22 protein-coding genes and 2 pseudogenes are annotated in these 24,906 nt (G+C 70.8%); 13 read left to right on the top strand and 11 right to left on the bottom strand.

Annotation, left to right across the window (positions count from 1 at the left end; translation table 11 throughout):
• Positions 1-162: 162 nt before the first annotated feature.
• From ACQPYK_RS26200 to ACQPYK_RS26215, 4 genes are all read right to left on the bottom strand, one after another.
• Positions 163-1,011, bottom strand: a complete 849-nt coding sequence (locus ACQPYK_RS26200; protein ID WP_433235932.1) for an ABC transporter permease — start codon at positions 1,009-1,011, stop codon at positions 163-165.
• Positions 1,008-1,937, bottom strand: a complete 930-nt coding sequence (locus ACQPYK_RS26205; protein ID WP_433258914.1) for an ABC transporter ATP-binding protein — start codon at positions 1,935-1,937, stop codon at positions 1,008-1,010. The genes ACQPYK_RS26200 and ACQPYK_RS26205 overlap by 4 nt, the downstream gene beginning before the upstream one ends.
• Positions 1,938-2,188: 251 nt before the next feature.
• The gene (locus ACQPYK_RS26210; RefSeq protein WP_433235935.1) at positions 2,189-2,671 is read right to left on the bottom strand and encodes a Clp protease N-terminal domain-containing protein; all 483 of its coding nucleotides are present in this window, start codon (positions 2,669-2,671) and stop codon (positions 2,189-2,191) included.
• A gap of 2 nt (positions 2,672-2,673) precedes the next feature.
• Positions 2,674-2,904, bottom strand: a complete 231-nt coding sequence (locus tag ACQPYK_RS26215) for a hypothetical protein (RefSeq protein ID WP_433235938.1) — start codon at positions 2,902-2,904, stop codon at positions 2,674-2,676.
• 354 nt (positions 2,905-3,258) lie between these two features.
• Here ACQPYK_RS26215 and ACQPYK_RS26220 point away from each other — a divergent pair, with 354 nt between their 5' ends.
• Together ACQPYK_RS26220 and ACQPYK_RS26225 are read left to right on the top strand one after the other, a co-directional pair.
• Positions 3,259-4,746 (top strand): alpha/beta fold hydrolase, encoded by a 1,488-nt coding sequence (locus ACQPYK_RS26220; RefSeq protein ID WP_433235941.1) that lies wholly within the window; start codon positions 3,259-3,261, stop codon positions 4,744-4,746.
• A gap of 31 nt (positions 4,747-4,777) precedes the next feature.
• Positions 4,778-5,768, top strand: a pseudogene (locus ACQPYK_RS26225) (Tn3 family transposase).
• 11 nt (positions 5,769-5,779) lie between these two features.
• Here the strand turns inward: ACQPYK_RS26225 and ACQPYK_RS26230 are convergent.
• The 3 genes and pseudogenes from ACQPYK_RS26230 to ACQPYK_RS26240 form a co-directional block, all read right to left on the bottom strand.
• Complete coding sequence (locus ACQPYK_RS26230; protein WP_433235944.1) at positions 5,780-5,989, bottom strand: hypothetical protein; 210 nt, start codon at positions 5,987-5,989, stop codon at positions 5,780-5,782.
• A 313-nt stretch (positions 5,990-6,302) separates the two neighbouring features.
• Positions 6,303-6,707, bottom strand: coding sequence for a hypothetical protein (locus ACQPYK_RS26235; protein WP_433235947.1), 405 nt, complete (start codon positions 6,705-6,707; stop codon positions 6,303-6,305).
• Between the two features lie 398 nt (positions 6,708-7,105).
• Positions 7,106-9,093 (bottom strand): annotated as a pseudogene (locus tag ACQPYK_RS26240) (BTAD domain-containing putative transcriptional regulator).
• 156 nt (positions 9,094-9,249) lie between these two features.
• Here ACQPYK_RS26240 and ACQPYK_RS26245 point away from each other — a divergent pair.
• Positions 9,250-10,128: an alpha/beta fold hydrolase gene (locus ACQPYK_RS26245; RefSeq protein ID WP_433235950.1), complete on the top strand. Its 879-nt coding sequence runs from the start codon at positions 9,250-9,252 to the stop codon at positions 10,126-10,128.
• A 77-nt stretch (positions 10,129-10,205) separates the two neighbouring features.
• On the opposite strand, the gene ACQPYK_RS26250 is transcribed toward ACQPYK_RS26245, so the two are convergent.
• The 4 genes from ACQPYK_RS26250 to ACQPYK_RS26265 all read right to left on the bottom strand — a co-directional run bounded on the left by ACQPYK_RS26250 (position 10,206) and on the right by ACQPYK_RS26265 (position 14,846).
• Positions 10,206-11,012 (bottom strand): TetR/AcrR family transcriptional regulator C-terminal domain-containing protein, encoded by an 807-nt coding sequence (locus ACQPYK_RS26250; protein ID WP_433235953.1) that lies wholly within the window; start codon positions 11,010-11,012, stop codon positions 10,206-10,208.
• 153 nt (positions 11,013-11,165) lie between these two features.
• Complete coding sequence (locus ACQPYK_RS26255; RefSeq protein WP_433235956.1) at positions 11,166-12,368, bottom strand: S8 family peptidase; 1,203 nt, start codon at positions 12,366-12,368, stop codon at positions 11,166-11,168.
• The gene (locus tag ACQPYK_RS26260) at positions 12,365-13,423 is read right to left on the bottom strand and encodes a hypothetical protein (RefSeq protein WP_433235959.1); all 1,059 of its coding nucleotides are present in this window, start codon (positions 13,421-13,423) and stop codon (positions 12,365-12,367) included. The genes ACQPYK_RS26255 and ACQPYK_RS26260 overlap by 4 nt, the downstream gene beginning before the upstream one ends.
• A gap of 268 nt (positions 13,424-13,691) precedes the next feature.
• The gene (locus tag ACQPYK_RS26265; RefSeq protein WP_433235962.1) at positions 13,692-14,846 is read right to left on the bottom strand and encodes an anion permease; all 1,155 of its coding nucleotides are present in this window, start codon (positions 14,844-14,846) and stop codon (positions 13,692-13,694) included.
• A gap of 313 nt (positions 14,847-15,159) precedes the next feature.
• Between ACQPYK_RS26265 and ACQPYK_RS26270 the strand changes: the two genes are divergently transcribed.
• From ACQPYK_RS26270 to ACQPYK_RS26315, 10 genes are all read left to right on the top strand, one after another.
• Positions 15,160-16,011: a putative protein N(5)-glutamine methyltransferase gene (locus tag ACQPYK_RS26270; RefSeq protein ID WP_433258915.1), complete on the top strand. Its 852-nt coding sequence runs from the start codon at positions 15,160-15,162 to the stop codon at positions 16,009-16,011.
• A 249-nt stretch (positions 16,012-16,260) separates the two neighbouring features.
• Positions 16,261-16,908 (top strand): biotin transporter BioY, encoded by a 648-nt coding sequence (locus tag ACQPYK_RS26275; RefSeq protein ID WP_433235965.1) that lies wholly within the window; start codon positions 16,261-16,263, stop codon positions 16,906-16,908.
• A gap of 7 nt (positions 16,909-16,915) precedes the next feature.
• Positions 16,916-18,295: a class I adenylate-forming enzyme family protein gene (locus ACQPYK_RS26280; RefSeq protein ID WP_433235968.1), complete on the top strand. Its 1,380-nt coding sequence runs from the start codon at positions 16,916-16,918 to the stop codon at positions 18,293-18,295.
• A 22-nt stretch (positions 18,296-18,317) separates the two neighbouring features.
• Positions 18,318-19,451 carry a thiolase family protein gene (locus tag ACQPYK_RS26285; protein ID WP_433235971.1) on the top strand — a complete coding sequence of 378 codons (1,134 nt, stop codon included), beginning with the start codon at positions 18,318-18,320 and terminating at the stop codon, positions 19,449-19,451.
• On the top strand, positions 19,452-20,126 hold the full coding sequence (locus ACQPYK_RS26290; protein WP_433235974.1) for an energy-coupling factor ABC transporter ATP-binding protein: 675 nt from the start codon (positions 19,452-19,454) through the stop codon (positions 20,124-20,126).
• The gene (locus tag ACQPYK_RS26295; protein ID WP_433235977.1) at positions 20,123-20,728 is read left to right on the top strand and encodes an energy-coupling factor transporter transmembrane component T family protein; all 606 of its coding nucleotides are present in this window, start codon (positions 20,123-20,125) and stop codon (positions 20,726-20,728) included. Before ACQPYK_RS26290 ends, ACQPYK_RS26295 begins: the two co-directional genes overlap by 4 nt.
• 63 nt (positions 20,729-20,791) lie before the next feature.
• A complete protein-coding gene (locus tag ACQPYK_RS26300; RefSeq protein WP_433235980.1) occupies positions 20,792-21,529 on the top strand; it encodes an SAM-dependent methyltransferase in 738 nt (245 codons plus the stop codon).
• A gap of 113 nt (positions 21,530-21,642) precedes the next feature.
• A complete protein-coding gene (locus ACQPYK_RS26305) occupies positions 21,643-22,233 on the top strand; it encodes a hypothetical protein (protein WP_433235983.1) in 591 nt (196 codons plus the stop codon).
• A gap of 622 nt (positions 22,234-22,855) precedes the next feature.
• Positions 22,856-23,878 (top strand): zinc-dependent alcohol dehydrogenase family protein, encoded by a 1,023-nt coding sequence (locus tag ACQPYK_RS26310; protein WP_433235986.1) that lies wholly within the window; start codon positions 22,856-22,858, stop codon positions 23,876-23,878.
• Positions 23,879-24,396: 518 nt separating this feature from the next.
• A complete protein-coding gene (locus ACQPYK_RS26315) occupies positions 24,397-24,819 on the top strand; it encodes a DoxX family protein (protein WP_433235989.1) in 423 nt (140 codons plus the stop codon).
• The last annotated feature ends 87 nt before the right edge of the window (positions 24,820-24,906 follow it).

Genomic DNA, 24,906 nt, shown 5'->3' on the forward strand with positions numbered 1-24,906 from the left:
GGGATCGAAGGGGCAGCCGGCAGGGCGCGTGTCATGGGCAGCCCCGTCACGGTAGGAGGGGGGTTAACCATAGGGATTCCTTCCAGGCGTGAAACGGCAGCGTCAGCACTGCTGTCTACTCATTCCGAATTGAGGGTGTTTCGCAGGACGGGTCCGTTCGCCTTACCCGATCCGCTGCAGGGCCTTCTCGCGGCGCTCGGCCACGCTGGAACCGGACTCCCGGCGCGCCATCCGGCGCAGGACGATCGGCGCAAGGAGCAGGCCGAGCACGGCCCAGACCCCGAGCACCCCGATGGTCTCCAGGTGCCGCCAGGATTCGCCGATCTCGACGGCGACCGCGCTGTCGGGCAGCAGGGCCGAGCGCATGCCGAGGCCGAGCCAGTAGATCGGGAAGGCCTGAGCGATCCCTTGCACCCACTCCGGCAGCACCGTGATCGGGTAGAAGATTCCGGAGATCGCGATCATGCCGAGGATCGGCAGCGTGAGCAGCCCTTGGCTGCGTACGCTGACGAACACCGAGCCCAGCACCGCGCCGATCGGCAGGGTCGCCACCAGCCCCAGCGCCAGCACCCAGCTCAGGGTCAGCCAGGAGCCCGGGTCGCCGATCGCCAGGCCGGAAATGATGAACATGCCGGGAATCAGAAAGATCGCAAGGTCGACGAGCAGACCACCGGACACCGAGACGATCTTGCCGAGCAGGTAGCCGACCATTCCGTTCGGCGTCGCCTTCGCCCGCAGCAGGGTCCCATCTTCCCGGTCGGCGGTGAGCTGCTGGCTCATGCTGACCATGGACATCGCGGCGTTCATCCCGAGAATGCTCGGCAGTGCCAGGGTGCCGAGGGAGAATCCGCTCTGCCCGAAGGACACCTCTCGCAGGAAGAACGTGGTGATCAACATGAGGCCGGGCCAGAAGAAGTGGTTGAACAGATCCCCGCCGTTGGTGAGCGACTGCCGCAGCTCGATCAGGCCGCGGGACCAGCCCGCGCGCCATGCCATCGCTGTCGGATTCATCGGGCCGCTTCTTTCGCCTTGTTCGTCTCGGCTGCCTTGCTCGTGCCGGATTCCGCCTGGTGCACCAGGGAAAGATAGGTGTCCTCCAGCGAAGCCCGGCGGACCTCGAGGTTCTCGATCGTCTCGCCGTGCTGCTTGAACAATTCGAAAACCAGCCGGGTCGACTCGGTGGTCGACTGCCGGAAGCTCTGTCCGTCACGAGTCCAGCGCACCTCGTCCTCGCCGGCGATCTGCCGCGCGAGTTCCACCGCTGTGCCGTCCGCGATGATCTGCCCTCCGTCGAGGACCAGGATGCGGTCGGCGAGCTTCTCGGCTTCGGCCAGATCGTGAGTGGTGAGCAGAATCGTGGTCTCGCCCGCGTCGGCGAGCCCTTCGATGAGTTCGTGAAAACCACGCCGGGCCACCGGATCCAGCCCGGCGGTGGGCTCGTCAAGGAACACCAGCTCCGGGCGGCCCACCAAGCCGATCGCCACATCCAGCCGGCGCCGCTGCCCGCCGGAGAGCATCCTGACTTTCTTGTCCGCTTGATCGGTCAGGCCGACAGCCGCGACGAGCTGCTTCGCCTTCCACGGTCGTTCGATCGACTTGGTGGAGTAGGCGGCGTAATACAAACCGAGATGCTCCAGTAGTTCACGCACCCGCCACCTGCCATGGTCACGCCAGGACTGCAGGACAATCCCCACCCGTGCCCGCCAATGCTCATCACCGTGGGCCGGATCGGTGCCGAGCACCTCGACCCGGCCGGCCGACCGCATCCGGAAACCCTCCATGATCTCGATCGTGGTGGTCTTTCCCGCGCCGTTCGGCCCGAGCAGGCACAGCACTTCTCCTTGCCGCGCCTGGAAGTTCACGTCATGCAGGACGTCGGTCGTGCCGTAGCGCATGCGCAGGCCGTCGACATCGAGCACGACTTCGCTCGTCGTCATCGTCTCGCCTTTCCTGTGGTTCACGCCTTGCGTTTGTGGGCGCCTGAAAGTAGTGGTGAAAGGGCCCGGGAGGGTTCTCGCGAAGCCTTGCCGGGGCGGATTTGCGCTGTCCGGCTCGGCGCAGCTGGAACCGGCCGAACGCGCGACGCATCGCGGCCCGCGTTCGAAGGACTCGCCGCGCATCGCTGTGCAGGCGGCCATTGCGAGGCCTGGCCGCGGGGAAGAGAACGGCCTCAGCCGCGCCTGCCGGGTTACTCGCCCGCGTTGGTGAGCGTTCGCTGGACGCGCGCCTGCAGATCGGCTTGGTCGATACCTGCCAGGGCGAGCGCGCGCGGCACGGTGCCGACCTGAGCCTGCAGGATCCCGAGCAGCAGATGCGCAGGCCGCAGATCTTTCTTGCGGGCGATGGAGGCGAAGCCTCGTTCGAGCGCGAGTTTGGCCGACGCCCCCAGTTGCGAAGGAAGCTCAGGGGCGCTGCTCGGCCGCGGGAGGTCGAAGGCGGCACGAGAGACGCCGGCCGCGTTCAGGCTGTGCTCGAACTCCCGGTCCAGCGCGTCGCGGATCGCTCGATGATCGAGCCCGGCCGATGCAAGGGCCTGATGAGTGGTGGTTTCCCGCTCGGCGGCGATCGCCAGCAGGAGATGGTGTGCCTCGATCGTCGCCGATCCGTCGGTGTGGGCTTCGTGTGCCCCCTGGTCGATGATCGTGTTGATGTAGTGGTCGATGGCGGGCATCGTCAACGCCTCCTGAGCGTGACGCCGGCGGCGATGAGCCGCTTGGCGTGCTTCTTGTGGACCGCTTGGCGCGTCACGCCGAGCGCCTCGGCGACCTGCGGCCAGCTCCAGCCCCCGCGCATGGCCTGCTCGACGGCGGAGTCCTCTATCTGGTCGGCCAGGCGCCTCAACGCCGCCACAGCCGCCAGCGCATCAGCGGGCTCTTGAGGAACGGGAGTCTCAGCACTGGACATGCAAGCAACTCTAGTTGACTAATATGGAATTGGTCAACATGAGTTGCTTAATGGGGGCGATCGCAAGCATCCAGCCCCTCGAATCAAGACGCTGCACCGGCGAGTCGAAGCCCGTGATCCTCGGAACTCTCCCCTGTCGGCGTTCCAGGCCCCGGCGAGGGAGGTCATCTCGCCCGGGCGCCCCTCGCCCAGATGTGCCTGCGGCGGCCCGCCGGCACCCTTTCGGGATAAGCAACCGAGGTTGACTGCAATCAAATTAGTCAACTACGGTTGCTTGCATTCCCTCTGTGGTGCGCCCGCCGATCGAACCGGAGCGGAGGCGTGCCCGGAATAACCCCTATCTGAGGACGATGAATGAAACGGGTATCTGCTGTGCTCGCCGCGCTGGCGGTGGGAGCCGGGGGGCTGGCCGGGACCGGGGTCGCCGGCGCCGAGGCCACCCCAAGCCGCTTTTACGAGCAGGACGTCGAGTGGACGGCCTGCGGGGACGCCATGCTGGACCAGGCGGGCGCCCAATGCGCCGAGGTCACGGTGCCGCTGGACTACTCCAAGCCGCAGGGCCGCACGATCAAGGTGGCGATCTCCCGGCTCAAGGCCGCTGACACCGAGCACCGGCGCGGGATCATGCTGTCCAACCCCGGCGGGCCCGGCGGCGCGGGCCTGCACTTCATGCTCTACATCAAAGGGGCGATGACCCCCGAGGTCTCCTCCCGTTATGACCTGATCGGCATGGACCCACGAGGCGTCGGGCGCAGCGCGGCGATCGACTGCGCGTGGCCCATCGGCCACATGCTCTGGTCAGCCGGCCTGAACAGGGCGGACTTCCGCGACGCCGTACGAACTCAAGCCGATCTCGCGCGCCGTTGCGCACGGGAGGAAGGCGACAGAATCAGCCACATCACCACCCGCAACACCGCGCGGGACATGGACGTCATCCGCGCCACCCTGGGCGAGAGGAAGGTCTCCTATTTCGGCATGTCCTACGGCACCTACCTCGGCGCGGTCTTCACCCAGATGTTCCCGCATCGCAGCGACCGGATCGTCCTGGACAGTGCGATCGATCCGGACGCCTACATGGCCGGCTCGATCAGGAACAGCGCGCCGCTCAACGAAGCCGCGCTTGACGAGTGGGCGACCTGGACCGCCACCCGCGACGCCGAATACCACCTCGGCGCGACCGGGCGGCAGGTGCGAGCCCGCGTCGAGGGCCTGATCAGGCAGGCGGCCACGACGCCGATCCGCATCGGTGAACACCACCTCGACGAACGTTTCCTGCCCATGACGCTGTTCACGCTGCTGCCCGATGCCCGCTACAACGCCCACCTGGCCGCACGGGTACGGCAGATCGCCGACGCGGCCGAGGGCAAACCGGTCCAGCCGAGCAAGGACCTCGACGACGAACTGCGCTTCACGCTGACGGGCCGGCCGCGGGACCTGTCCGGCCAGGCGGCCGTCATCTGCGGCGACGCCGCCGTACCCCGCGATCCGGAAGCGTACTGGCGCGACATCCAGCGCAGCCGGGCCGACCAGCCGGTGTTCGGGCCGTACGCGAACAACATCACGGCGTGCGCGTTCTGGGCGCCGCCCCGCGAACCCAGGACCATCGTGCGCAACGACGTTCCCGCCCTGATCGTCCAGGCCACCCGCGACACCCGTACCGTCTACCAGGAAGGCGTGAACCTGAACCGGGCGATGTCCGCCTCCCGCCTGGTCACCCTTCAGGACGTGCGCATGCATGGCATCTTCGGCCGCCTGCCGAACGCCTGCGTGCAGAACGCGGTGAACACCTATTTCCGCGACGGCACCCTGCCCGCCGCCAACCTCACCTGCTACGCGGGCTGAACATCGCATCGCACCCGTTCAGGAGGACGGCGTGGGTCGCGAGGAGACGTTCTGCCTACACCCAGATCTACCTCGCCGACCCCGACGTGCCGGTCGAGCGCATCCTCCAGCCCCCCGCCGCGCCACTGCCGGCCGACAGGCTGCGCGCCGTGTTGCAGGCGAGCCGGCGGGTGAAGGTCGCCGAGCGCGTTTTCTCGCCTCCGCCGACGGTCTGCGGTTCGTCGTCCCGATCAAAACCATCAACGCCGGCCCCAACACCAAATATTTTGGAAAGGGAAAGGGAGCCAAGGGCGTCACTTACTATAATTTCACCTCAGATCAGTTCACCGGCTTTCACGGCATCGTCATTCCCGGCACCCCCAAAGATTGGTACTACATTCTGGAAGGGCTCCTGGATCAGGAAACGTCGCTGAAGCCCACCGAGATCACCTCCGACACCGCGGGCGCCTCCGAAATCGCGTTCGGCATCTTCCGGCTGCTGGGCTGGCAGTTCTCCCCGCGCCTGGCCGACGTCGGCAGCGCCACCCTGTTCCGCACCGACCCGGCCGCCCACTACGGATCCATCGACGCCCTGGTCCGCAGCCGGGTCAACATCAAGCTGATCAACGACTCCTGGGACGATCTGCTGCGGGTGGCTGGTCAGCTACTACGACGACGAGCTGCTGCGCCGCCGGGTCAACACCCAACTTAACCGGCAAGAATCCCGCCACACCCTGGCCCGCAAAATCTTCCACGGCCAAAAAGGCGAACTCCGGCAGAAGTACAAAGAAGGTCAGGAGGATCAACTCGGCGCTTTGGGATTTATGACCAACATCTGCATTATGCGGAACACGATCTATACGGCTCGTGCTCGGGAAGAAATGCGAGCCGAGGGTAAGAGAATTTCTGCCGCCGACATCGCCCGACTCTCACCTCTGGGCTTTGAGCATTTCAATATGCTGGGCCGCTACAGTTTCTCCCTGCCGGAACTGGTCCGCGACGGGCAGCTGCGGCCGTTGCGCACGCCCCCGCCCGCCGAGTAGCCCCCTCTTGTTCAGCGCGCCGGTTGCTCCCGGGCTGGACGGTCCTCGGCCAGCAGCCGGCGCGCCTGCTCATGCGAGATCCCGGCGCTCGTGCCGATCTTGCGCAGGCCCCATCCCTCACCTCGCGCGTCCGCCATCGCCGCGATCAGCGCCGCGCCGGTCACCTCGTCCAGCATCGCGCGCAGCTCCGCCAACCGGCGCAGCCGTACCGCAGGCGCCAAGTCAGCGATCTCCCGGCAAAAACGATCAACATCAGCGCGCAGGAACGCCGACCGGCAGCCGGATCAGCGCGAAGGCGACCATGGCCAGGACGCCGACCGCGGCGAATCACTCGAGGACCGTGGCGTTGGGCCGGAACCCGATCAGCAGCGCCACGCCGGTGACCAGCCCGACGCTGACCAACGTCTGGATCATGCTGCCGACGACGTGTCCGGTCAGGTGAGCGAGCCGGCTTGGCCGCCTTGGAAGGGCTCGACCCCTGACCCTGCACGCCGCCGCATCACGGGGGTCCGGAGAGGCCTCCGTGACATCTCATCAAGCGGCATCGAGGGCTGCGGTGATCTTGCGGATCATGTCGGCCAGGGTGGGGCTGGGCTCGCCCTGGTGGGTCCGGGCGGCTGCTTCGATGGCGACGACGACGGTGCTGCGGAAGTTGTCGGCCTCGGCCGGAGCCTGCGTCTTGAGCAGGCTCATGGCCGCCGTCAGGGCCGGCAGCACGTGATCGGCGAGTTCGGCTACGGACTTGCCGTACTTCACGCCCTTGGGCGCCTTGGTGAGCACGTGCCCGACCAGACCGGTCGCGGAGGTCAGGGCGATGGAGCCGTGGGTGGCGACCTTGTGGGCCGAGTCGGCGGCACCAGCGGCGGACATCAGTGAGACGGCGCCCCACGCGGCGATGCGCAGGGTGCGCTTGTCCTGGTCGGTCAGGGTGATGGACATGGTTGTGTGCTCCTTCAAATCCGAAATTCAAGTGAACGGATCAAGTGAACGGACGGCTGGTGGAATGCGGTCCTGTTGATGACAGGGGTCTGGATCGCTCAGGTCGGGTCGCCCGAGTGGATCTCACCCAGCCTTGAGGCCGCAATCGCTGAACCGTTCATGGCATCCACCGTCGCCGACCGCTCTGATACCGGGCCGTTGCCGTGCTGACACGGCCGCTGACACGACACCGCATCAGACCTGATCGCCGCTGGGACCTCCGCCGGTCCCACTGGCAGGCCGGCTTCATCTCGTTGCCCAGCCGCTCGGCTTTCGCCGGCGTCTCGTGGCCATCAGCGCGTGCAGCAGATCCAGGGCACCCCTGCACCGAGCGTCCCGGGCAGAAGGCGTGGACCTGCTCAGCGAGGATGCCGCAGGGCGGCGGCGAGGTCGTCGAGGTGCTCGGAGACCGGGCCCAGGGTGAGCAGGCCGCTGCCCGCCCCGGCCAGCTCCGCCGCCGCAGGGAGGAGCTCCTTGCGGGCGCGTTCCATCGTCTCCCGGTCGCCGACGGCGATCGCCGCTCGCGCGGCGAGACACCACAGGGCCTCCAGCAGCAGGTCGCGGGGCGGGTCCGGCAACCGGCGCAGCGCCGCCGTGACCTCGTCCGTGACCTCGTCGCGGCGATCTCGGGCCAGCAGCACCAAGGGGCGGGCCCATGGCTCGTAGGGTCCCCAGTCGGTGCGCTCGTCGGCCTCGACGGGCTGCGCGTGCCGCAGGCGCAGGCACAGCAGGGCGAGCGGCAGCAGCCCGTGCTCCAGTCCGGGCATGCCGGCACCGTCCGATCGGGCCGCGGCGTCCCGGTAGGCGGCCTCCACCTCGGCCACCGGCGCCCGGCCGGCCGCGGCGAGCCGCAGCGCCCGGTACCACCGGGTGAAGACACCCACCAGTGGCAGCTCGTGGCGCTCGGCCAGGCGGTCGGCTGCGGAGGCGTGCCCGTCGGCTCCGGGGAAGTCCGTGAGCGCGCCGCGGGCCTGGAGCCGGATGAGGTGTCCGAGCACCTCGTAGGTGGCCAGGCCGTGCCGGGCGGACAGGGCGACCAGCTCGGCGCCGATCGCGTCCCGGCGCGGAGCCAGACCCGCGCGGTGGAAGGTCTGCATGAACACGCTGTTGAGGGCGAACGCCAGCAGGGTGGGGTCGTCCAGGCGGCGGGCGATCCGCTCCGCCTGCCGAGCGGCCTGGGGTCCGCGCGCCGAGCGGGTGCCGCGTGACTCCAGGGCGATCGTGGCCAGCAGGCGGGCCCGCGCCGCCGGGTGCGCACCCGGCGGCAGGGCGGCCAGGGTGCGCTCGGCCGCCGCGACGACATGCGCGGCCTGCCGCGGGTCGTCGGCACGGGTCCAGATCGCCGGGACGTCGTAGGCGCCGACACGCGGGCGGTCAGCTCCGCGTCGCCCGATTCTTCGGCCGCCGTAATGGCCGCCACGCGGTGCTCTCGGGCGGCCTGCAGGCCGCCGCCTCCGGTCACCGCGAGGTTGCGCAGCAGGCCCACCGTCGACTCCAGCCGGGCCCGGGCACCGGATGCCACGGTGCGGTCATAGGCGGCGGTGGCCTGCGCCCACACCCGCTCCGCCGCCCCGGGCGCCCCGGATGCGGGGTCGAGGTGGCGGGCGTGGTCGAGGATGTCCGCCTCCAGGCGGCGCAGTCCCGGTCCCGGATCCACCCCCAGCTGTTCGATGAGGAGCGTTCGTGCCCGGCGTAGCACCGCCAGCGCGTCGCCCTGGCGGCCGGCGCGATACAGCGCGAGGGCCAGCAGCCGCCAGGCGTCCTCGCGCCAGGGGTGCTCGACCACGTGCGCGTCCAGATCCGGCACCGCCTCGGCGGCGAGTCCCAGAGACAGCCGGGCCTCGGCTCGGCGCTCGACGGCGTGCAGCCGCAGCTCGCCCAGCCGGGAGCGTTCCGCACGCGCCCAGGCCTCCTCGGCGAACTCGGCATAGGCGGGCCCGCGCCACCACCCCAGCGCCTCCTGCAGTCTCGCGAGCGCATCTGCCGGCGGCAGCGTCGCGGCGGCGGCCACCGCCCGCTCGAACCGCCAGGCGTCCACCGCGTCCGGTTCCGCGCGCAGCGCATACCCCGGCCCCTCGGTGACCAGCAGCCGGGCCGGATGACGGGGCGGGCGCTGCGGTTCCAGCGCGCGGCGCAGCGCGGCCACGAAGGTGCGCACCGCGCCCACCGCGCCCGGCGCAGGATCCACCCACAGGTCCTCGACCAGGAGGGTGACCGGGACGACGCGGCGGCGGGCGGCGATCAGCCGGGCCAGCACCGCGCGGTGCCGCGGCCCCTTCAACGCGATCGCGTCCCCGGCGCCGTCCCAGGCCGCCACCGGCCCCAGCACCCCGAACCCGACCCGCACCCCTGACCATCCTTTCCGACCTTTTCGACCTTTTCGGGGACATCGTCCCCGGTCACGTTAGCGCGCTCGTTCCGCGCTCGTTCCGCGCTCATTCGATGCTCATCCGCGCCCGGCAGGCTTCAAGGCATCTGCTCACCCACGGAGAAGGAAGAAATCATGGCACCCGCCATCCCCGGCTTCACCTACCATCGCGTCCCCGTCGCGGACGGTGTGTCCCTGAACGCGGCCGTCGCAGGCTCCGGCAGTCCGATCATGCTGCTGCACGGCTTCCCGCAGACCCACCTGATGTGGCGCCACGTCGCCGCCGACCTTGCGGCCGACCACACCGTGATCTGCCCCGACCTGCGCGGCTACGGTGCCAGCGACAAACCCGCCGCGACCGACGGCGCCACCTACGCCAAGCGCACCATGGCCGCCGACGTCCTCACCCTCGCCCGCGCGCTGGGACACGAGCGCTTCGCGCTGGCCGGACACGACCGCGGCGCCCTGGTCGCCTTCCGCGCCGCGCTCGACCACCCCGAGACGATCACCCATCTGGCCTGCCTCGACGTGCTGCCGACCCTGGACATGTGGGAGGTGATGCACGGCGTCACCGCCGCCGTCGGCTTCCACCTCTACCTGATGGCCCAGTCCCCCGGCCTGCCCGAGCGGATGATCGCCGCCAGTTCGGACGCCTTCTTCGGTCACTTCCTCGACATCTGGACCAACGACCCGGACGCCTTCCCCGACGATGTCCGCACCGCCTACCTGGATGCCTGCCGCGACGCGGTGCCCTCGATCGTGGCCGACTACCGCGCCTCCGCCGGCATCGACGTCGACCACGACCGGGCCGACCGGGAGGCCGGCAACCGGCTGCCGGTGCCGGTCACCGTTCTCCAGCAGGACTGGGGCGCCGCCCTCGGCTTCGACGCGGCCGCCTTGTGGAGCGCCTGGGCGCCGGACCTGCGGCACGCCACCGTCACCTGCGGCCACTTCATGGCCGAAGAAGCCCCCGCCGACGTCGCCAAGGCTCTTCGAGAGCTCCTCGCCCGCTGACGGACCGAGGTCGGAGACGGCGCCGGGCGAGATGGTGTCGGCCCGGTCCACGAAGCCGGGCCGAAACCGGCCTGCGGTCAGGCCCCCGAGGCCCCGGCCCTGCTCATCGCCGCCTCGATCCCGTCCAGCAGGACCGCGAGCCCGGCTTTGAAGGTCTCCCTCGCCTCCCGCTCCAGGTAGGGCACGCCCTGCTCGGCGGGCGGGGGCGCCCCGGCGCTCTCAAGCCAGGTCACCATCGGAAACCGCTCGGCGAAGTCTGGTGCGACCTCCGTCAGCAGTGCCGAACGGGCGAACCACCACTCCTCGTCCGACACCCCGGTCGCCGTCGCGGCCTGCCGTGCCTCGGTGATCGTCTGCGCCGACCCGCGTACGAAATGGAACAGCGCTCCGACGATGCGCCGCAGCACTCCGGCCTCCAGCCCGGTGGTGCGCAGAATCCGCACCACCGTGTCGAGCACCACATACTCGTTGGGCCCCAGCACCGGCCGCACCTGCGAGACCTGCAGAACCCACGGATGCCGCAGGTAGAACGCCCAGTGGTCCTGCGCCCAGGACGTCAGAGCCGCCCGCCAGCCCGTCGCCCGCCGGTAGGCGGTGGGCAGCTCGGCCAGGGCCCGGTCGTACATCAGGTCGACCAGCTCGCTCTTGCCGGGAACGTAGGTGTAGAGGGCCATGGCCGTACGTCCCAGTTTTTCGCCCACCGCGCGCATGGACAGCGCCGCCATCCCCTGCGCGTCGGCGACGGCGATCCCCGCCTCCACGATCATGTCCACGCTCAGCCCGGGCTTGGGTCCCGGACCGGTCCGCGTTTCCCCGGACCCCGCGTCGCCCCACAGCAGGTCCATCGAACGGCGCGCGTCGCCCTGTCCGGCAAAGACGACCATCCGTGACTCCCTCTGGCGCGAGCCGACCCGACCGAGCTATCTCTTTACACCCTAAGGGGTATCGTCGGCCGCTCCGCTCCCCCACCTCACGGAGCCTTCCCGGCCGGCTCCGCGAAGCGGGAAGGCTCCACCTCGCCCCGGCGGGGGCGACGATCAGCCGTGGGCGGCCCGCCGCCGCACGCGTGGCCGGCGCAGCAGGAAGAACGCCCCCACCAGGCACAGCAGGCCGACGCCGAGGCCGGCGCCGCCCACCGTCAGGTAGGTGGAGTCGATCGGCGCGTTGGTGCTGGCCGAGTCGACCGGCCCGTTGCCGAAGTACTGCTTCCCCTTGTACGGCACAGCCGTGATCTTGGCGGGTTTCGCCGCCATCGCGGCCTTCACCGCCGCCGCGGCGTCGACCACCCCGAAGCCGAGGAAGACGGTGTAGCCCGCCGGCGGCTGCTGGGCGGTCTTGACCAGGATGTCGCGCACCTGCCCGGGCGTCAGGTCCGGATTGACCGACAGCATCAGCGCCACCGCCCCTGCGGCCAGGGCGCACGCCGGCGACGTGCCGTCACCCGCCTTGTAGCCGCCGGTGTTCCTGGCGGCGTAGATGTCCACGCCCGGTGCGGCGATCGTGTTGTAGGTGTGCACCTGGGAGAACCCGGCCCTGAAGCCGTCGGTGCCCAGCGCCGCGACCCCGATCACCCCGGGGTAGGCGGCCGGGTAGGAGACGACGTTGTTGGCCTCGGGGTCGTAGCGGTCCTCCCCTCCTCCGTTGCCCGCGCTGGCCAGCAGCACGACTCCCTTGCCGAGGGCGTAGCCGACGGCTGCGGCCGTCTCCCCCTCGTACCCGCCCCACGACCATTCGTCGGTGCCCAGGGACATGGAGATGACCTTGGCCCCCTTGTCGACGGCGTAGCGGATGCCCTTGGCGATCGCGTCGCCTGCCTTCTGGCTCTGTTTGGCGGCCTCGATGTCACCGGTCTTGGCGGCCTGCTCCGCCCGCTTGCGGGCGGGGTCCTCGCGGTCCCACAGGACCCGGACCGACAGCACCCGGGCCTGCGGCGCGACGTGCAGGACGCTGGAGGTCATGGCGGTGCCGTGTGCTCCCCAGTACGACTGTCCGGGACGGGCGCCGCCGCCGATGAAGTCCGGGCCGGAGCTGACCCTTCCCTTGAACTCCGGGTGGTCCTTTATGACCCCGGTGTCGAGGACCGCGACCGTGACGCCCTTTCCCTGCGTGAGCTGCTGGGCCGAGGGCACCTTCATGGCTCTCTGCTCCCAGCCGTGGGGTGCGTCGGTCAGGCCCGGGGTGGCCGTGCCCACGACCAGTCCGGCGGCGAGCAGCGCCGCGCAGGCCGTCTTGCGGATCATTTGTTTCCCTTCCTGCTCTCCGCTCCCAGCCGGTCGGCCAGGCTGTAGGCCAGTCCCCTGGAGGCCTCCGCCCACGGTGAGCGGTCTCGTTCCTGCTTCACTGCCCCGTCTCCCCAGGGCCGGGGCAGCCGGCCCGGCCGCCGGCCGTCCACCGGGCCCGCGGTGACGATCACGAAGTAGGGGGTGTAGTAGTCCATGATCGGCTGGCCCCCGTCCCCGGCGCGTGCGGAGTCGTTCCACCGGACGCCGGGGGCCGCGAGGGCGTGCACCACGTGATCCGGCTTGTCCTGGGCCTTGTCGATGACCTCTTCGAGGCCCTTCCTGGCGTCGTCATCGCCGAAGGCGACGATGGCGACGGTGGCGGCCGTCCCTCCGGTGTCGTCGAGATAGGTGGCCCGCAGCGCCGCCACACAGCCGCGCTCGGCCGCCACCTTGGCCACCTCGCCCGACAGCGCCGTCTTACACGAGACCTGGGGGGAGATCGCGACCCTGGTCCACCCGTGCTCGTCCGGGCTGTCCGGAGAGGAGTTCAGGCCGAGTGAGGCGGGGAACAGCTTCTCCACCGGCACGTTGCGCCACAGGTCCTTGGAGTACTGCTTGTTCTGGATGACCTGTTTGCTGTTGGAGACCGCCTTGGCGATGATCCCGCCGCCGCCCAGCATGGCCAGCAGGCCGACGCCCACGACGACGACGCCGAGGATGACGCGACCGGCCCCGCGCTTGGGCGCCTGGGGTGCCTGCGGTCCCTGGGGTCCCTGGGGTCCCTGGGGTCCCTGGGGTCCCTGGGGTCCCTGGGGAGGCTGCTGGTAGGACCCGGGGGCGTAGGGCTGAGGCGGCTGCGCGTACGGCCCGCCCCCGGCGAGCGGAGGAGGCTGCTGGTAGGGCCCGGGGGGTTGCGGGGGAAGGTGTCCAGTCGCGGGGTGCTGGGGCGGCTGCGGGTACGGCCCGGCCCCGGGGTATTGGGGAGGCTGCTGGTAAGGCCCCTGCGGAGGGAGGTGTCCGGGCCCTTGCGGGGGATACAGCCCCGGCCCGGGATCAGGCGGGGGATAGGTCATCGTCTCTCCTGTCATGCGACTGGCCGATCAGGGGATGGAACGTGCGGTCACGATGATTCCCCTGATCATTTTCGTGCGTGTTTGACCCTATATGGCCTTCCGCTCATGGAGTTGAAGGCCCTCCGCAATCGGTCACGGCAGGCCGAGCTGCCGGTTCACGGATGTGCGGGAGCTGCCGCCGCGCCCCGCTCGACGATGACCCTGCGCGCACGCAGCCGAGCCCCGGTTCCGGCGAGCCGGCGCCCACGCGACGACTCAGCGAGAGCCTCTACGCGGCTCCCTCCCGAACGGCCGGGGTGGGAGCGACCCGTCCGGTCCAGTCGTCGTTGACGTTGCCCGCGTGCACCGGCCGGCGACGGGAAGCCAGGTAGAGCGCCCCTGCCAGGAGAAGAGCGAGTGCGAAGACGACCGTCACGCCCAGCGCGCCGCCGATCAGCGTGGCTCCGGCCCAGGCCAGCGCGCCGACCATGGCGGCTGCGGGAAGGGTGACCAGCCAGGCGGCGGCCATCTTGGCGGCGACGCTCCAGCGGACCTCGGCCAGCCTCTTGCCGACACCCGCACCGACCACCGAACCGGTGCAGACGTGCGTGGTGGACAGCGGCAGGCCGAAGTGGGAGGAGGCGAAGATGACCGCCGCAGAGGAGCTCTCGGCCGCGAAACCCTGCGGGGTCTCGATCTCGGTCAGGCCCTTGCCGAGGGTACGGATGACCCGCCAACCGCCGAGATAGGTGCCCAGGGCGATCGCGGTCGCACTGGCGGCGATCACCCACATCGGGGTCCCGGCGTCCTTGGTGATCGTGCCGTTGGCGATCATCGCGAGCGTGATGACGCCCATCGTCTTCTGCGCGTCGTTGGTGCCGTGCGCCAACGACACCAGCGAGGCCGAGCCGATCTGACCGTAGCGGAAACCCCGGGTGCGCACGCCCTCGGAAACGTTGCGGGTCAGGACGTAGACCAGGTAGGTGCCGACGGTGGCGACCAGGATCGCCGCCAGCGGCGCCAGCACCGCCGGGATGAGCACCTTGGACACGATCGCCGCGCCCTTGACCGCCGAGGCGCCCGCCGCGATCAGCGTGGCCCCGGCCACACCCCCGATCAACGCGTGAGACGAGCTGGAGGGGATGCCGAAATACCACGTCAGCAGGTTCCAGGCCAGGCCACCGATCAGGCCGGCGAAGACCACGGTGAGGGTGATGGCCCCGGTGTCGACGATGCCGGTCGCGATGGTCGCCGCGACCTTCAGCGACAGGAAGGCGCCCGCGAAGTTGAGCAGCGCGGACAGGCCGACCGCGACTTTGGGGCGCAACGCCCCGGTGGCTATCGAGGTCGCCATGGCGTTGGCGGTGTCGTGGAAGCCGTTGGTGAAGTCGAAGGAAAGGGCGGTGGCGATGACGACGGCGAGTAGCACGGTATTCGCGTCCATAGGCCGCTTCTCGCCGCCTCACACTGGAATAATCCGGTAAAGACGAAATTTAATTTTCCCATCGGCCGCCGGCCACCGCCGGCCGTCCGGTCGATCCGCCTCACCCGGCAGCGGGCACGTGCGAGCACGAGGCGAGCTCGGGGTTTGCCCCCCATGGGCGGTTCGGATAGCGTTGCCGTCCCAGCAGTGGACGGTATCCAAGGAGGTGAGACCCATCAACGCCAGATCAGGCCGGGTGCTCTCCTCTCACGGCCGTGCGGTCCACCCGGCGTAGGTGACCGAGAGCACCCATCGGTATCTCGAAGGGCTCTTCATGTCGGCTTCGCCGTCACCTCTCGCTCGATCCGTTTCCCCGTCGTCCGTCGATCGAGCCGTCATCGTCACCACGCTTCGCTCAGCCGGCTGTGTCTTCGCCGAGGACGAGGCTGAGTTGCTCATCTCCACGGCACGGACATCGGCCGACCTCGCCGCCATGGTGGAGCGGCGCGTCGCCGGTCTTCCCCTGGAACACCTCCTGGGCTGGGCGGAGTTCCGCGGGCTGCGGATAGCCGTGGAACCGGGGGTCTTCGTCCCCCGCCGCCGTACCGAGTTCCTCATCGACCAGGCCGTCGCCCTCATCCGTCCACGGTCCGTCGTGGTCGACCTGTGCTGCGGCTCGGGTGCGCTGGGCGCCGCGCTGGCCGCGGCCCAGGCCCAGGCCCAGGCCCGGATCGAGTTGCACGCCGCCGACGTCGACCCCGCGGCGGTGGACTGCGCCCGCCGTAACGTCGTCGCCGTCGGCGGCCGGGTGTACGAAGGCGATCTTTACCACCCGCTGCCCGCCACGCTGCGGGGCCGCGTCGACGTCCTGCTCGCCAACGTGCCCTACGTACCTACCGAAGAGATCGGGCTGCTCCCGCCGGAGGCCCGCCTGTACGAAGCGCGGGTGGCGCTCGACGGTGGCGCCGACGGGCTCGACGTCCTGCGGCGGGTGAGCGTCGCGGCGCCGCTGTGGCTGGCGCCGGGCGGCCACCTGCTGTTCGAGACGAGCGAACGCCAGGTGTCGCGGGCCGTCGAGATCGTCGCCCGTGACGGGCTGATCCCGCGCGTGGCCACCTGCGACGAGCTGAACGCCACCGTCGTCATCGCGACCAGGCCCGGCCTCCGAGGCGGGCCGGACAGCTAACCGTACGGCGCGGCCCCGTCGGGCGCGGCCCCGTCGGCCGGCGCCGCGCCCGACGGGGCCGCCCCGGCCCGCGACCGCGGGAGAGGTGGGCCTGCAGCGCAAGATCCTTCTGTTCGCCGTCGGTTACGCACCCGCGCGTGACCACGTACTGTGTTCGTGGCCACGTATCCGTTCTCTCAGACGATCACACAGAATGTTGTGGGATTTCTCCATGCGTGAACCGGAACGTTCTGGTGTGGGATCGTCCCCATGACAGATGAAGGGAAGGCAGTGCCACAGCCAGGACAGGCAGTCGGATCCTCCGCAGGTCGTAGATTCCCCACCGGGGATCTGGCCCGGATCAGCGTGTTCGCCGCGCTGATCGCCGTGCTCGGCCTGCCGGGCGCGCTGAACGTCTTCGGCAACGCGGTGCCGATCACACTACAGACATTCGGCGTCATGCTCGCCGGCGCGATCCTGGGCACGTGGCGGGCCGCCCTGGCCGTCGCGGTCCTGCTCGTGCTCGTCGCCGCGGGCCTGCCCCTGCTGGCCGGCGGCCGCGGTGGCCTGGGCGTATTCGCGGGTCCCTCGGTCGGCTTCCTGATCGGCTGGCTGCCCGGCGCGGCCGTGACCGGCTGGATCGTCGAGCGCGGCGGCCGGACGCCGGGCATCGTCCGGCTGCTGGCCGCCTGCCTGGCCGGCGGCATCGGGATGATCTACCTCTTCGGCGTCCCCGTCCAGGCGGCGCTCACCGGGCTCTCCCTGGGCAAGGCCGCGCTGCTCAGCGCCGCCTTCCTGCCCGGCGACGTGGCCAAGGCGGTGCTCGCCTCCCTGGTGGTGCGGGGCACGCAGCGGGCCTACCCCGACGCGGTTCCCGCCGTGCACCACGAACGGCTCCGGGCCGCCGGAAAGCGTTGACACGCCCATGCCGGTAGCCGCGCAGGTCATGCAACACGCCTCCGAGCGCCCGCACCGGCTCGCGGTGCGCGGCCCCGGAGGCGACCTGAGTTACGCCGAGCTCGCGCGGAAGGTCGACGGGGCCGCACGACACCTGTCCGATCGGGGGCTGGGCCGCGGGGCGCTGACCGCGATCAGCCTGGCCGAACCGGTGGATCTGCTCACCGCCGTGCTCGCCGTCGACCTGGTGGGCGCCACGCCGCTGGTGTGCGATCACACCTGGGACCGCGACCAACGCGCACGGATCATGGACGCGGTCGCGGTGGACGCCCGCGTCGACGCGCCGCTGCCCGCCGCCGCGGGCGCGCCGCCGAGATCCGGCGCCTTGCCGACGGATCGGGCGTGGGCCTGCTTCAGCTCCGGCAGCACCGGCAGGCCCCGCGCCGTGGTGCGCACCCGCGCGTCCTGGACCGCGTCGTTCCCCCATCTGAGCGACCTCGCCGGGATCGGGCCGGACGACGTCGTGCTGGTCCCCGGTCCGCTGGTCTCCTCCCTGTACGGCTTCGCGGCCGTGCACGCCCTGGCGACCGGCGCGACGGCCGTCGTTCCGGGGCGTTGGCCGGCCGCGTCGCTCGCCGCCGACCTGCGACGCTCCACCGTGGTCCATCTGGTGCCGCACCGCCTGCCCGCCGTGCTGGAGGCCCTGGGTCAGAGCGCGGGCCCGCTGCGGACCGCCGTGGTCGGCGGGGCCGCACTGGACGCGGACCGGCGTGCCCTGGCGGTGGACGCCGGTGTGAACGTGGTCTCCTACTACGGCGCCAGTGAGCTGTCGTTCGTCGCCGTGGACGCCGACGGCTCCGGGTTGCGGCCGTTTCCCGGTGTCGAGGTCGAGGTCAGGGCGGCCGCGGGGCAGCCGCTGGGTGAGGTGTGGGCGCGTTCGCCCTGGCTGGCCGAGGGCTACCTGGCCGACGCGACGGGCCCGTTGCGCAGGGACGCCGACGGCTGGATGACGGTCGGCGACGTGGCGGAGCCGTACCGGCCCGGCGAGGTCCTGCGGCTGCGCGGCCGAGGCGACGGCGCGATCCAGACCGGTGGCGCCACCGTCGTGCCCGAGGACGTCGAAGAGGTCCTGCGGAGGATTCCGGGGGTGGGCGACATCGTGGTGGTCGGCTCGCCGCACCCGCATCTGGGCGCCGTGGTCACGGCGATCCTGGAGGCGGAGGGCGCCTCGCCGCCACCGCGGGCGGCGCTGGAGGCCGCCGCGCGCGGCGGGCTGGACGCCGCCCAGCGGCCGCGGCGCTGGTATGCCGTCCAGAGCCTGCCCCGCACTCCCGCGGGAAAGCCGGCTCGCGGCCTGGTCGCCGCCCGCCTGGCCGTCGGCGACCCCGGCATCCGGCGGCTCGCCTGAGATGCGGGAGGAACCTGTCGTCGTGGCCGCCCGCCGAACCCCCATCGGCACCGCCGCGCACGCGTTCAAGTCGTTGACGGTCGACCGCCTCGCCGCGCCCGTCATCGCGTCGGTCGCCCATGAGGTCGCGCACCTCGGCCTCCCGGTCGAAGACGTGGTGCTCGGCAACTGCACGGGCCCCGGAGGCAATCTCGCGCGTGTCTCGGCGCTGGCCGCAGGGATGGGCCACGGCGTTCCAGGTCTCACGGTGGACCGGCAGTGCGCCAGCGGGCTCGCCGCGATCCTGCTGGCGGGCCAGGCCGTCCGCGGCGGGGAAATGGACCTCGTCGTCGCCGGAGGGGCCGAGAGCGCCTCGACCGCACCCCTGCGAGCCCACCGCGGGCTCGCGGGCGAGGCGGCGCTGCCGTACGAGCGGGCGCCGTTCGTCCCCGCCGGGCAGCCGGACCCGGACATGGGCCCCGCCGCGGAAACGCTCGCCGCGGCCCGCGGCGTGAGCCGGGAGCGCCAAGACGCCTACGCGTGCCGAAGTCACGCCAAGGCGCTGGCCGCGCGGCAGGCGGGCCGCTTCGATCAGGAGATCGTCGCGATCGACGGCCGGGTGGCCGACCAGTGGCCACGCGCCCTGCGAATGGAGTCCCTGTCACGGCTGCCCGCGGCGTTCGTGCCCGAAGGCACGGTGACCGCCGGCAACTCCTCCCCCGTCAGCGACGGCGCGGCGGCCGTGGCCGTCGTGTCGGAACGGGTGCGTGCGGCCGCGGGCCTGCCCGGGCTGCGGCTGCGGGCCGGCGCCGTCGTCGGCTGCGACCCCGGGCTTCCCGGCTGGGGGCCGGTGCCCGCCGTACGGCGCGTGCTGCGGCGCGCGGGCGTGGAGTTGGAGCACGTGGCGGCGGTGGAGATCGTGGAGGCGTTCGCGGCGCAGGTGCTCGCGGTGACCGACGCACTCGACCTGGACCCCCTTGGCCGCGACGCGGACCGCGTCTGCGCCGACGGCGGCGCGCTCGCGCTCGGCCACCCGTGGGGCGCCACCGGCGCCGTGGTGGTGACCAGGTTGTTCAGCAGGCTTGTGCGGGCGGGCGCGCCGTCGGGGACGCTGGGCCTGGCGACGGCCGCGGTCGGCGGCGGCCTGGGAGTCGCCGCCCTGTTCGAGGTGGTGTGAGTGATCGAGTTGGCCGACGTCCATGTGCGGCTCGGACAGCGCGACGTATTGTGCGGCATCACGCTCTCGTTGCCGCAACGGCGCATCGGGGTGATCGGGGCCAACGGCTCCGGCAAGAGCACGCTCGCCCGCCTGATCAACGGCCTGGTCCTGCCGTCCTCGGGCAGCGTCACCGTCCTCGGGCTCGACACCCGCCGCCACGCCGCCCGGATCAGGCGCAGCGTCGGGTTCCTGTTCAGCGATCCCGACGCGCAGATCGTGATGCCGACGGTGGCCGAGGACGTGGCCTTCTCCCTGCGGGGCAAGAAGCTCTCCCGCGAGGAGAGCGAACGCCGCGTGCGCGAGGTCCTGGCCCGCTACGACCTGCAGGGGCACGCCGACCACCCCGCGCACCACCTGTCCGGAGGTCAAAAGCAGCTGCTCGCCCTGTGCTCGGTGCTGGTGCTCGATCCCGCCGTCCTGATCATGGACGAGCCGACGACGCTGCTGGACCTGCGTCACTCCCGCCAGGTCGCCGGCCTGCTGCGGAGCCTGCCGCAGCAGGTGGTGGTGGTCAGCCACGATCTCGCGCTGCTGGAGGACTTCGACCGCGTGCTGGTCCTGGACCACGGGCGGATCGTCGCCGACGCCGACCCGGAAACGGCGATCGGCCACTACCGGAAGATCATGTCGTGAACGGGTTCACCGGAGCCTATGTTCCCGGCGACTCGCTCCTGCACCGCCTGCCCGCCGGCGCCAAGCTCCTGGCACTGGCCGTCTCGTGCACGGTGCTCTTGCTGCTGCGCTCACCCGTGGCGCTGGCGGGCGCCACGGCCGCCGTGATGCTGCTGTACGCCGTATCCGGCGTGGGCGCCGCGGCGGCCTGGGCGCAGGTCAGGCCCATCCGCTGGTTCGCCGTGGCCTTGTTCGGCATGCAGTTCCTCCTGGTGGACCTGCTCGGCGCGGCGTCCTCGACGCTTCGCGTGGTGCTCTCCGTCGCCCTGGCCGGACTGGTCACCCTCACCACGCGCACCGTCGCCATGATGGCCTGCCTGGAGCGCTGCCTGACCCCCGTCAGGTTCGTGGGCCTGGACCCGTTCCGCCTGTCGCTGCTGTTGTCCCTCACCTTGCGCAGCGTGCCGGTCATCGCCGAGTTGGCCACCCGGGTCCGGGAGGCGCAGCGTGCCAGGGGGACCGAGTGGAGCGTGCGGGCCTTCGCCGTTCCGCTGGTGGTGAGCGCGCTGCGGCACGCGGACGCACTGGGTGAGGCGCTCAGCGCCCGCGGCCTGGACGACTGACGGCCCCCGGGGCCGACCGGGAAAAAGGTGCGTGCGACGCCCCGGATCTGCCACTATGCCCCGATGAATCGCAACAAGATATCTAGAATCGCCCATGCTGATCATCCGATAGCGGCCCCGCTCGGCGACGACTCGGTGCGCCGGCTGCTGGAGCGCGCCATCCCGCGTGGCGATGAGCGTGTACTCGATCTCGGCTGCGGCGGCGGAGAATGGATCCTGCGCGCCCTGGCGACGCATCCGCGCCTGCGGGCCGAGGGCGTCGACGTCTCCGAAGAGGCCCTGGCGCACGCCCGGCGGGCCGCGCGCGACCTCGGCGTCCAAGAACGCCTGGTGCTGCACGAGCAGGACGCCGCGGGCTTCGCCTCGCCGCACTCCTTCGACCTGGTGCTCAACGTCGGGGCCGCACACGTCTTCGATGGCCTGCTTCCCACGTTGGAGGCGGCCGGCAGGCACCTGGCTCCCGGAGGGCACGTCCTGATCGGTGACGGGTTCTGGGAGCGTGAGCCCTCCCCGGAGGCGGTCGAGATGCTCGGAGATTTCGACGACCTGGCGACCACCGTGGACCGCGTCGTCGCCGACGGATGGACGCCCGTCTACGGGCACGTCAGCACACGCCAAGAGCTGGATGGCTACGAATGGGCCTGGACGGGGTCGCTGGCCTCATGGGCCCTGGACAACCCGGCCGACCCTGACAGCCCCGAAGCGCTGGCGGCGGCCACCGCTCACCGCTCCGAGTGGCTGCGCACCTACCGGGACAGCTGGGGGTTCGTCAGCTTGGTCCTGCGCCGGACGTCCGACTGATCCGCTGTTCGATGCTCAGGGCGATCCCAGTGTGACCGCGGGGAGATGGCCCGGAGGGCAACGCCCGTCCATTCTGATGACAGATCACTGCGACTGCGGGCGGAAGGCGAGACATGACCGAGGAAAACGAGTCACCCGGCCGTTCGACACGGCGGGGGTTTCTCGGCCGGGCGAGCGCCCTGAGCGGACTGATCGCGCTGGCCGGAACCGTCGCCGAAGTGGCCCAGCCGAGTGACGCGTTCGCCGTGGTGGCAGGTTTCCGGTCATGTCCCAAGTGCCAGACGCTGTGGTCGGCGGCCCCGCCGTACGGCAACTGCCCGGCCGGCGGCACCCACGAGGAGTACGGCAGCTGGAACTACTCCGTCAAGGAGCAGCCCGACGGCGGGGCCGGTCAGACCGATTGGCGCATCTGCGCCGCCTGCGAGTGCCTGTGGTGGTCGGGCACCTTGGCGAAGGCCTGTTCCGGCGACCCCAACGGCCATCGCATCTCCAGCAGGACCCGGCCCAAATCAAGGTACTACCTGGTGGAATACGGCACCGTTCCGTCCGATGGCCTGTTGCGCCAGGCCGGCTGGAAATCCTGCGACAACTGCTCGGCGCTGTATTTCGCGGGTCCGGGAGCGCCGCCGAGCAGGTGCCCGAACGGAGGAGCACACGTCGGCGTCTACTCATGGGCCTACAACCTGAGGTACACCGTTTCCTGATCATCCCGGATGATCCAGGTGCACGGGGCCCGCTTCGGCGGTCGGTCGTCGTGCCGGGGCGAGTGGCCGTCGGTGTGGGCCGGGGTGGCGGCCTCCGCCGGGGGAAGCCCGACCTGTTCCCGTGATCTCGGCGCGTCGGCCGGGGAGGAAGTCGCGGATGCCATCTCGATCGCCCGCATCCGTCACTGTAGGTGATGGATGCGGCAGGAGGGGCGTTGGGGTTATGCCCCCCATGAACCCGACCTCACGCGCGAGATGAAGCCGGTTTCCTGGTTGTCGTCACAAACAGCGATGGCGTTCCGCCGTTGCGCGACGGGGAATTCAACCCTTGTCGAAGACATCTGCCGGAGAACTGGTCACGCGATGTAGGAGAACTGGTCATGCGAGCCTCACCGCTGCGGCGCCTTCGAGACCGCTCGGCCGGATGGGCCCCGGCCCGCGCTCATGGCGCCGGTGCTGCCGGTCGCGGCCGTCGTGCCGGCGGGGATTCCGAGCCGATGATCGAGCCGGTCCACCGGCCTGACATCGCGTGGCCGTATGACCTGACATCGCATGGCCGTAGAGACCACTCATCACCACACCTGGTCCTCCCGGACCGGTCAACCTTCTGAAGGATTCACTCATGCGTGGAGCAGTTCTGTACGCCCCGGGTGACGTGCGCGTCATGGAGCGCGAAGACCCGGAGATCATCGAGCCGACCGACGCGGTCATCCGGCTGTCGGCCACGTGTGTCTGCGGGTCGGACCTGTGGCCCTGGCGCGGGCTCGACCCGGTCGATGAGCCGGCCCCCATAGGGCACGAGTACGTCGGGGTGGTGGAACGGGTAGGCGGCCAGGTCACCACGATCAAGGCCGGCGACTTCGTGGTCGGCTCCTTCTTCGCCTCCGACAACACCTGCGAGATCTGCCGGGCCGGCTACCAGAGCCGCTGCGTGCAGGCGCAACTCATGGGGGCCGAGGGGGCACAGGCCGAGCTGCTGCGCGTGCCGCTGGCCGACGGCACCCTGGTCGCCACCCCCGCCATGCCGGATGCGGGTCTCATCCCGAGCCTGCTGGCCGCCTCCGACGTCCTGGGCACCGGATGGTTCGGTGCGGTCGCGGCCGAGGTCGGCCCCGGCAAGACGGCCGCCGTCGTCGGCGACGGCGCGGTCGGCCTGCTCGCGGTCCTGGCCGCCAAACAGCTCGGCGCCGAACGGATCATCATCGGCAGCCGTCATCCGTCCCGGCAGAAGCTCGCCGTCGAGTTCGGCGCCACCGACGTCGTCGAAGAGCGCGGCGACGCCGGCGTAGCCAAGATCAAAGAGCTGACCGGCGGGCTCGGCGCGCACTCGGTCATCGAGGCCGTCGGCACCCAGGAGTCGATGATGCAGGCGATCCGCTCCACTCGCCCCGGCGGGCACGTCGGCTACGTCGGCGTCTCCCACGGCGTCGCGCTGCCCGGCGAGGAGCTGTTCTTCTCCGGCGTGCACCTGCACGGCGGCCCCGCCCCGGTGCGCCGCTTCCTGCCCGAGCTGATCGGCCTGATCTGGAACCGGACGATCGACCCCGGCAGGGTCTTCGACCTCGAGCTGTCCCTGGACCAGGCCGCCGAAGGCTACAAGGCGATGGACGAGCGCCGCGCCATCAAGGTGCTCCTGCACCCGTAGCCCGGCCCGCAACAGCCACACCGTTCATCATGGTCAGCGGCATCGCGCTGACCACGCCGTACGATCCTTTCCGCCGTATCTCAGCCGTTCGCGAACGACGGAATGACGCCCCCCGTACCGGTTCTCGCATCGGCACGGCACGGAGCGCTCGGGTGAATCACAGGGAGTGTCGTTAAGAAACGTGCCATCAGCCCTCAACAAGTGACAAAGTGCAGGCCCTCGGCTCGCCGCTGGGAGCCATGATGGTTCCGGCGAGTCGAAGCCGCCTGAGAAACGCCCTTGACCTGCCAGTACGGTGCCGCATGAGATGACGCCCCTCTCGGCCGCACCTCCATCACCTGCAACGGCATCATGACCACCGTCGGGTGATCGGCGTTCCCCGCCGAGGCCGCTTCGATCGGCACCGGCCGCCGTCCGCCGTCTCCGGGCGCGGACACCTCCGGCCGGAGCCGCCGTCTCCCATTCCGCCCTGCACCCTCCCTTCCGGAGGCAGAGCACAGCAGGAGAGGAGATCCATCATGAAATTCGTCGAGACGGCCCGGCCGTACATGCTGTCGGCGTTCCGCATCGTCGTCGCGCTGTTGTTCACCTGCCACGGCGCGGCCAAGATTTTCGGCGTGCTCGGCGGCGAGACGGCCCGCACCGGCGCCTGGCCACAGTGGTACGCGGGCGTCATCGAGCTCGTCGGAGGCGGCTTGCTCGTGCTCGGCCTGGGCACACGGATCGCGGCGCTGATCTGCTCGGGCGAGATGGCCTACGCCTACTTCGTCGTCCATCAGCCCAAGGCCCTGTGGCCGCTGGAGAACGGCGGCGAGCCGGCCGTTCTCTACTGCTGGTCGTTCCTGCTGATCGCGGTGGCCGGTCCCGGGGCATGGGTGCTCGACACGTGGCTGGGTCACGCCCGCAGGAGGGCGCCCGCCGCGACGGCGAGGACGGCCTGACCGGCGCGATCGATCGTCCTCGCGGCTCACGCCGGACCGGTCGAGGTGACCGGCACGGTGTGGCTCGGCCCGCCGGCCGGGCCTCTG

Origin of the sequence: Streptosporangium sp. CA-135522 (assembly GCF_050949235.1) — a bacterium.
Classification (GTDB): Bacteria; Actinomycetota; Actinomycetes; order Streptosporangiales; family Streptosporangiaceae; genus Streptosporangium.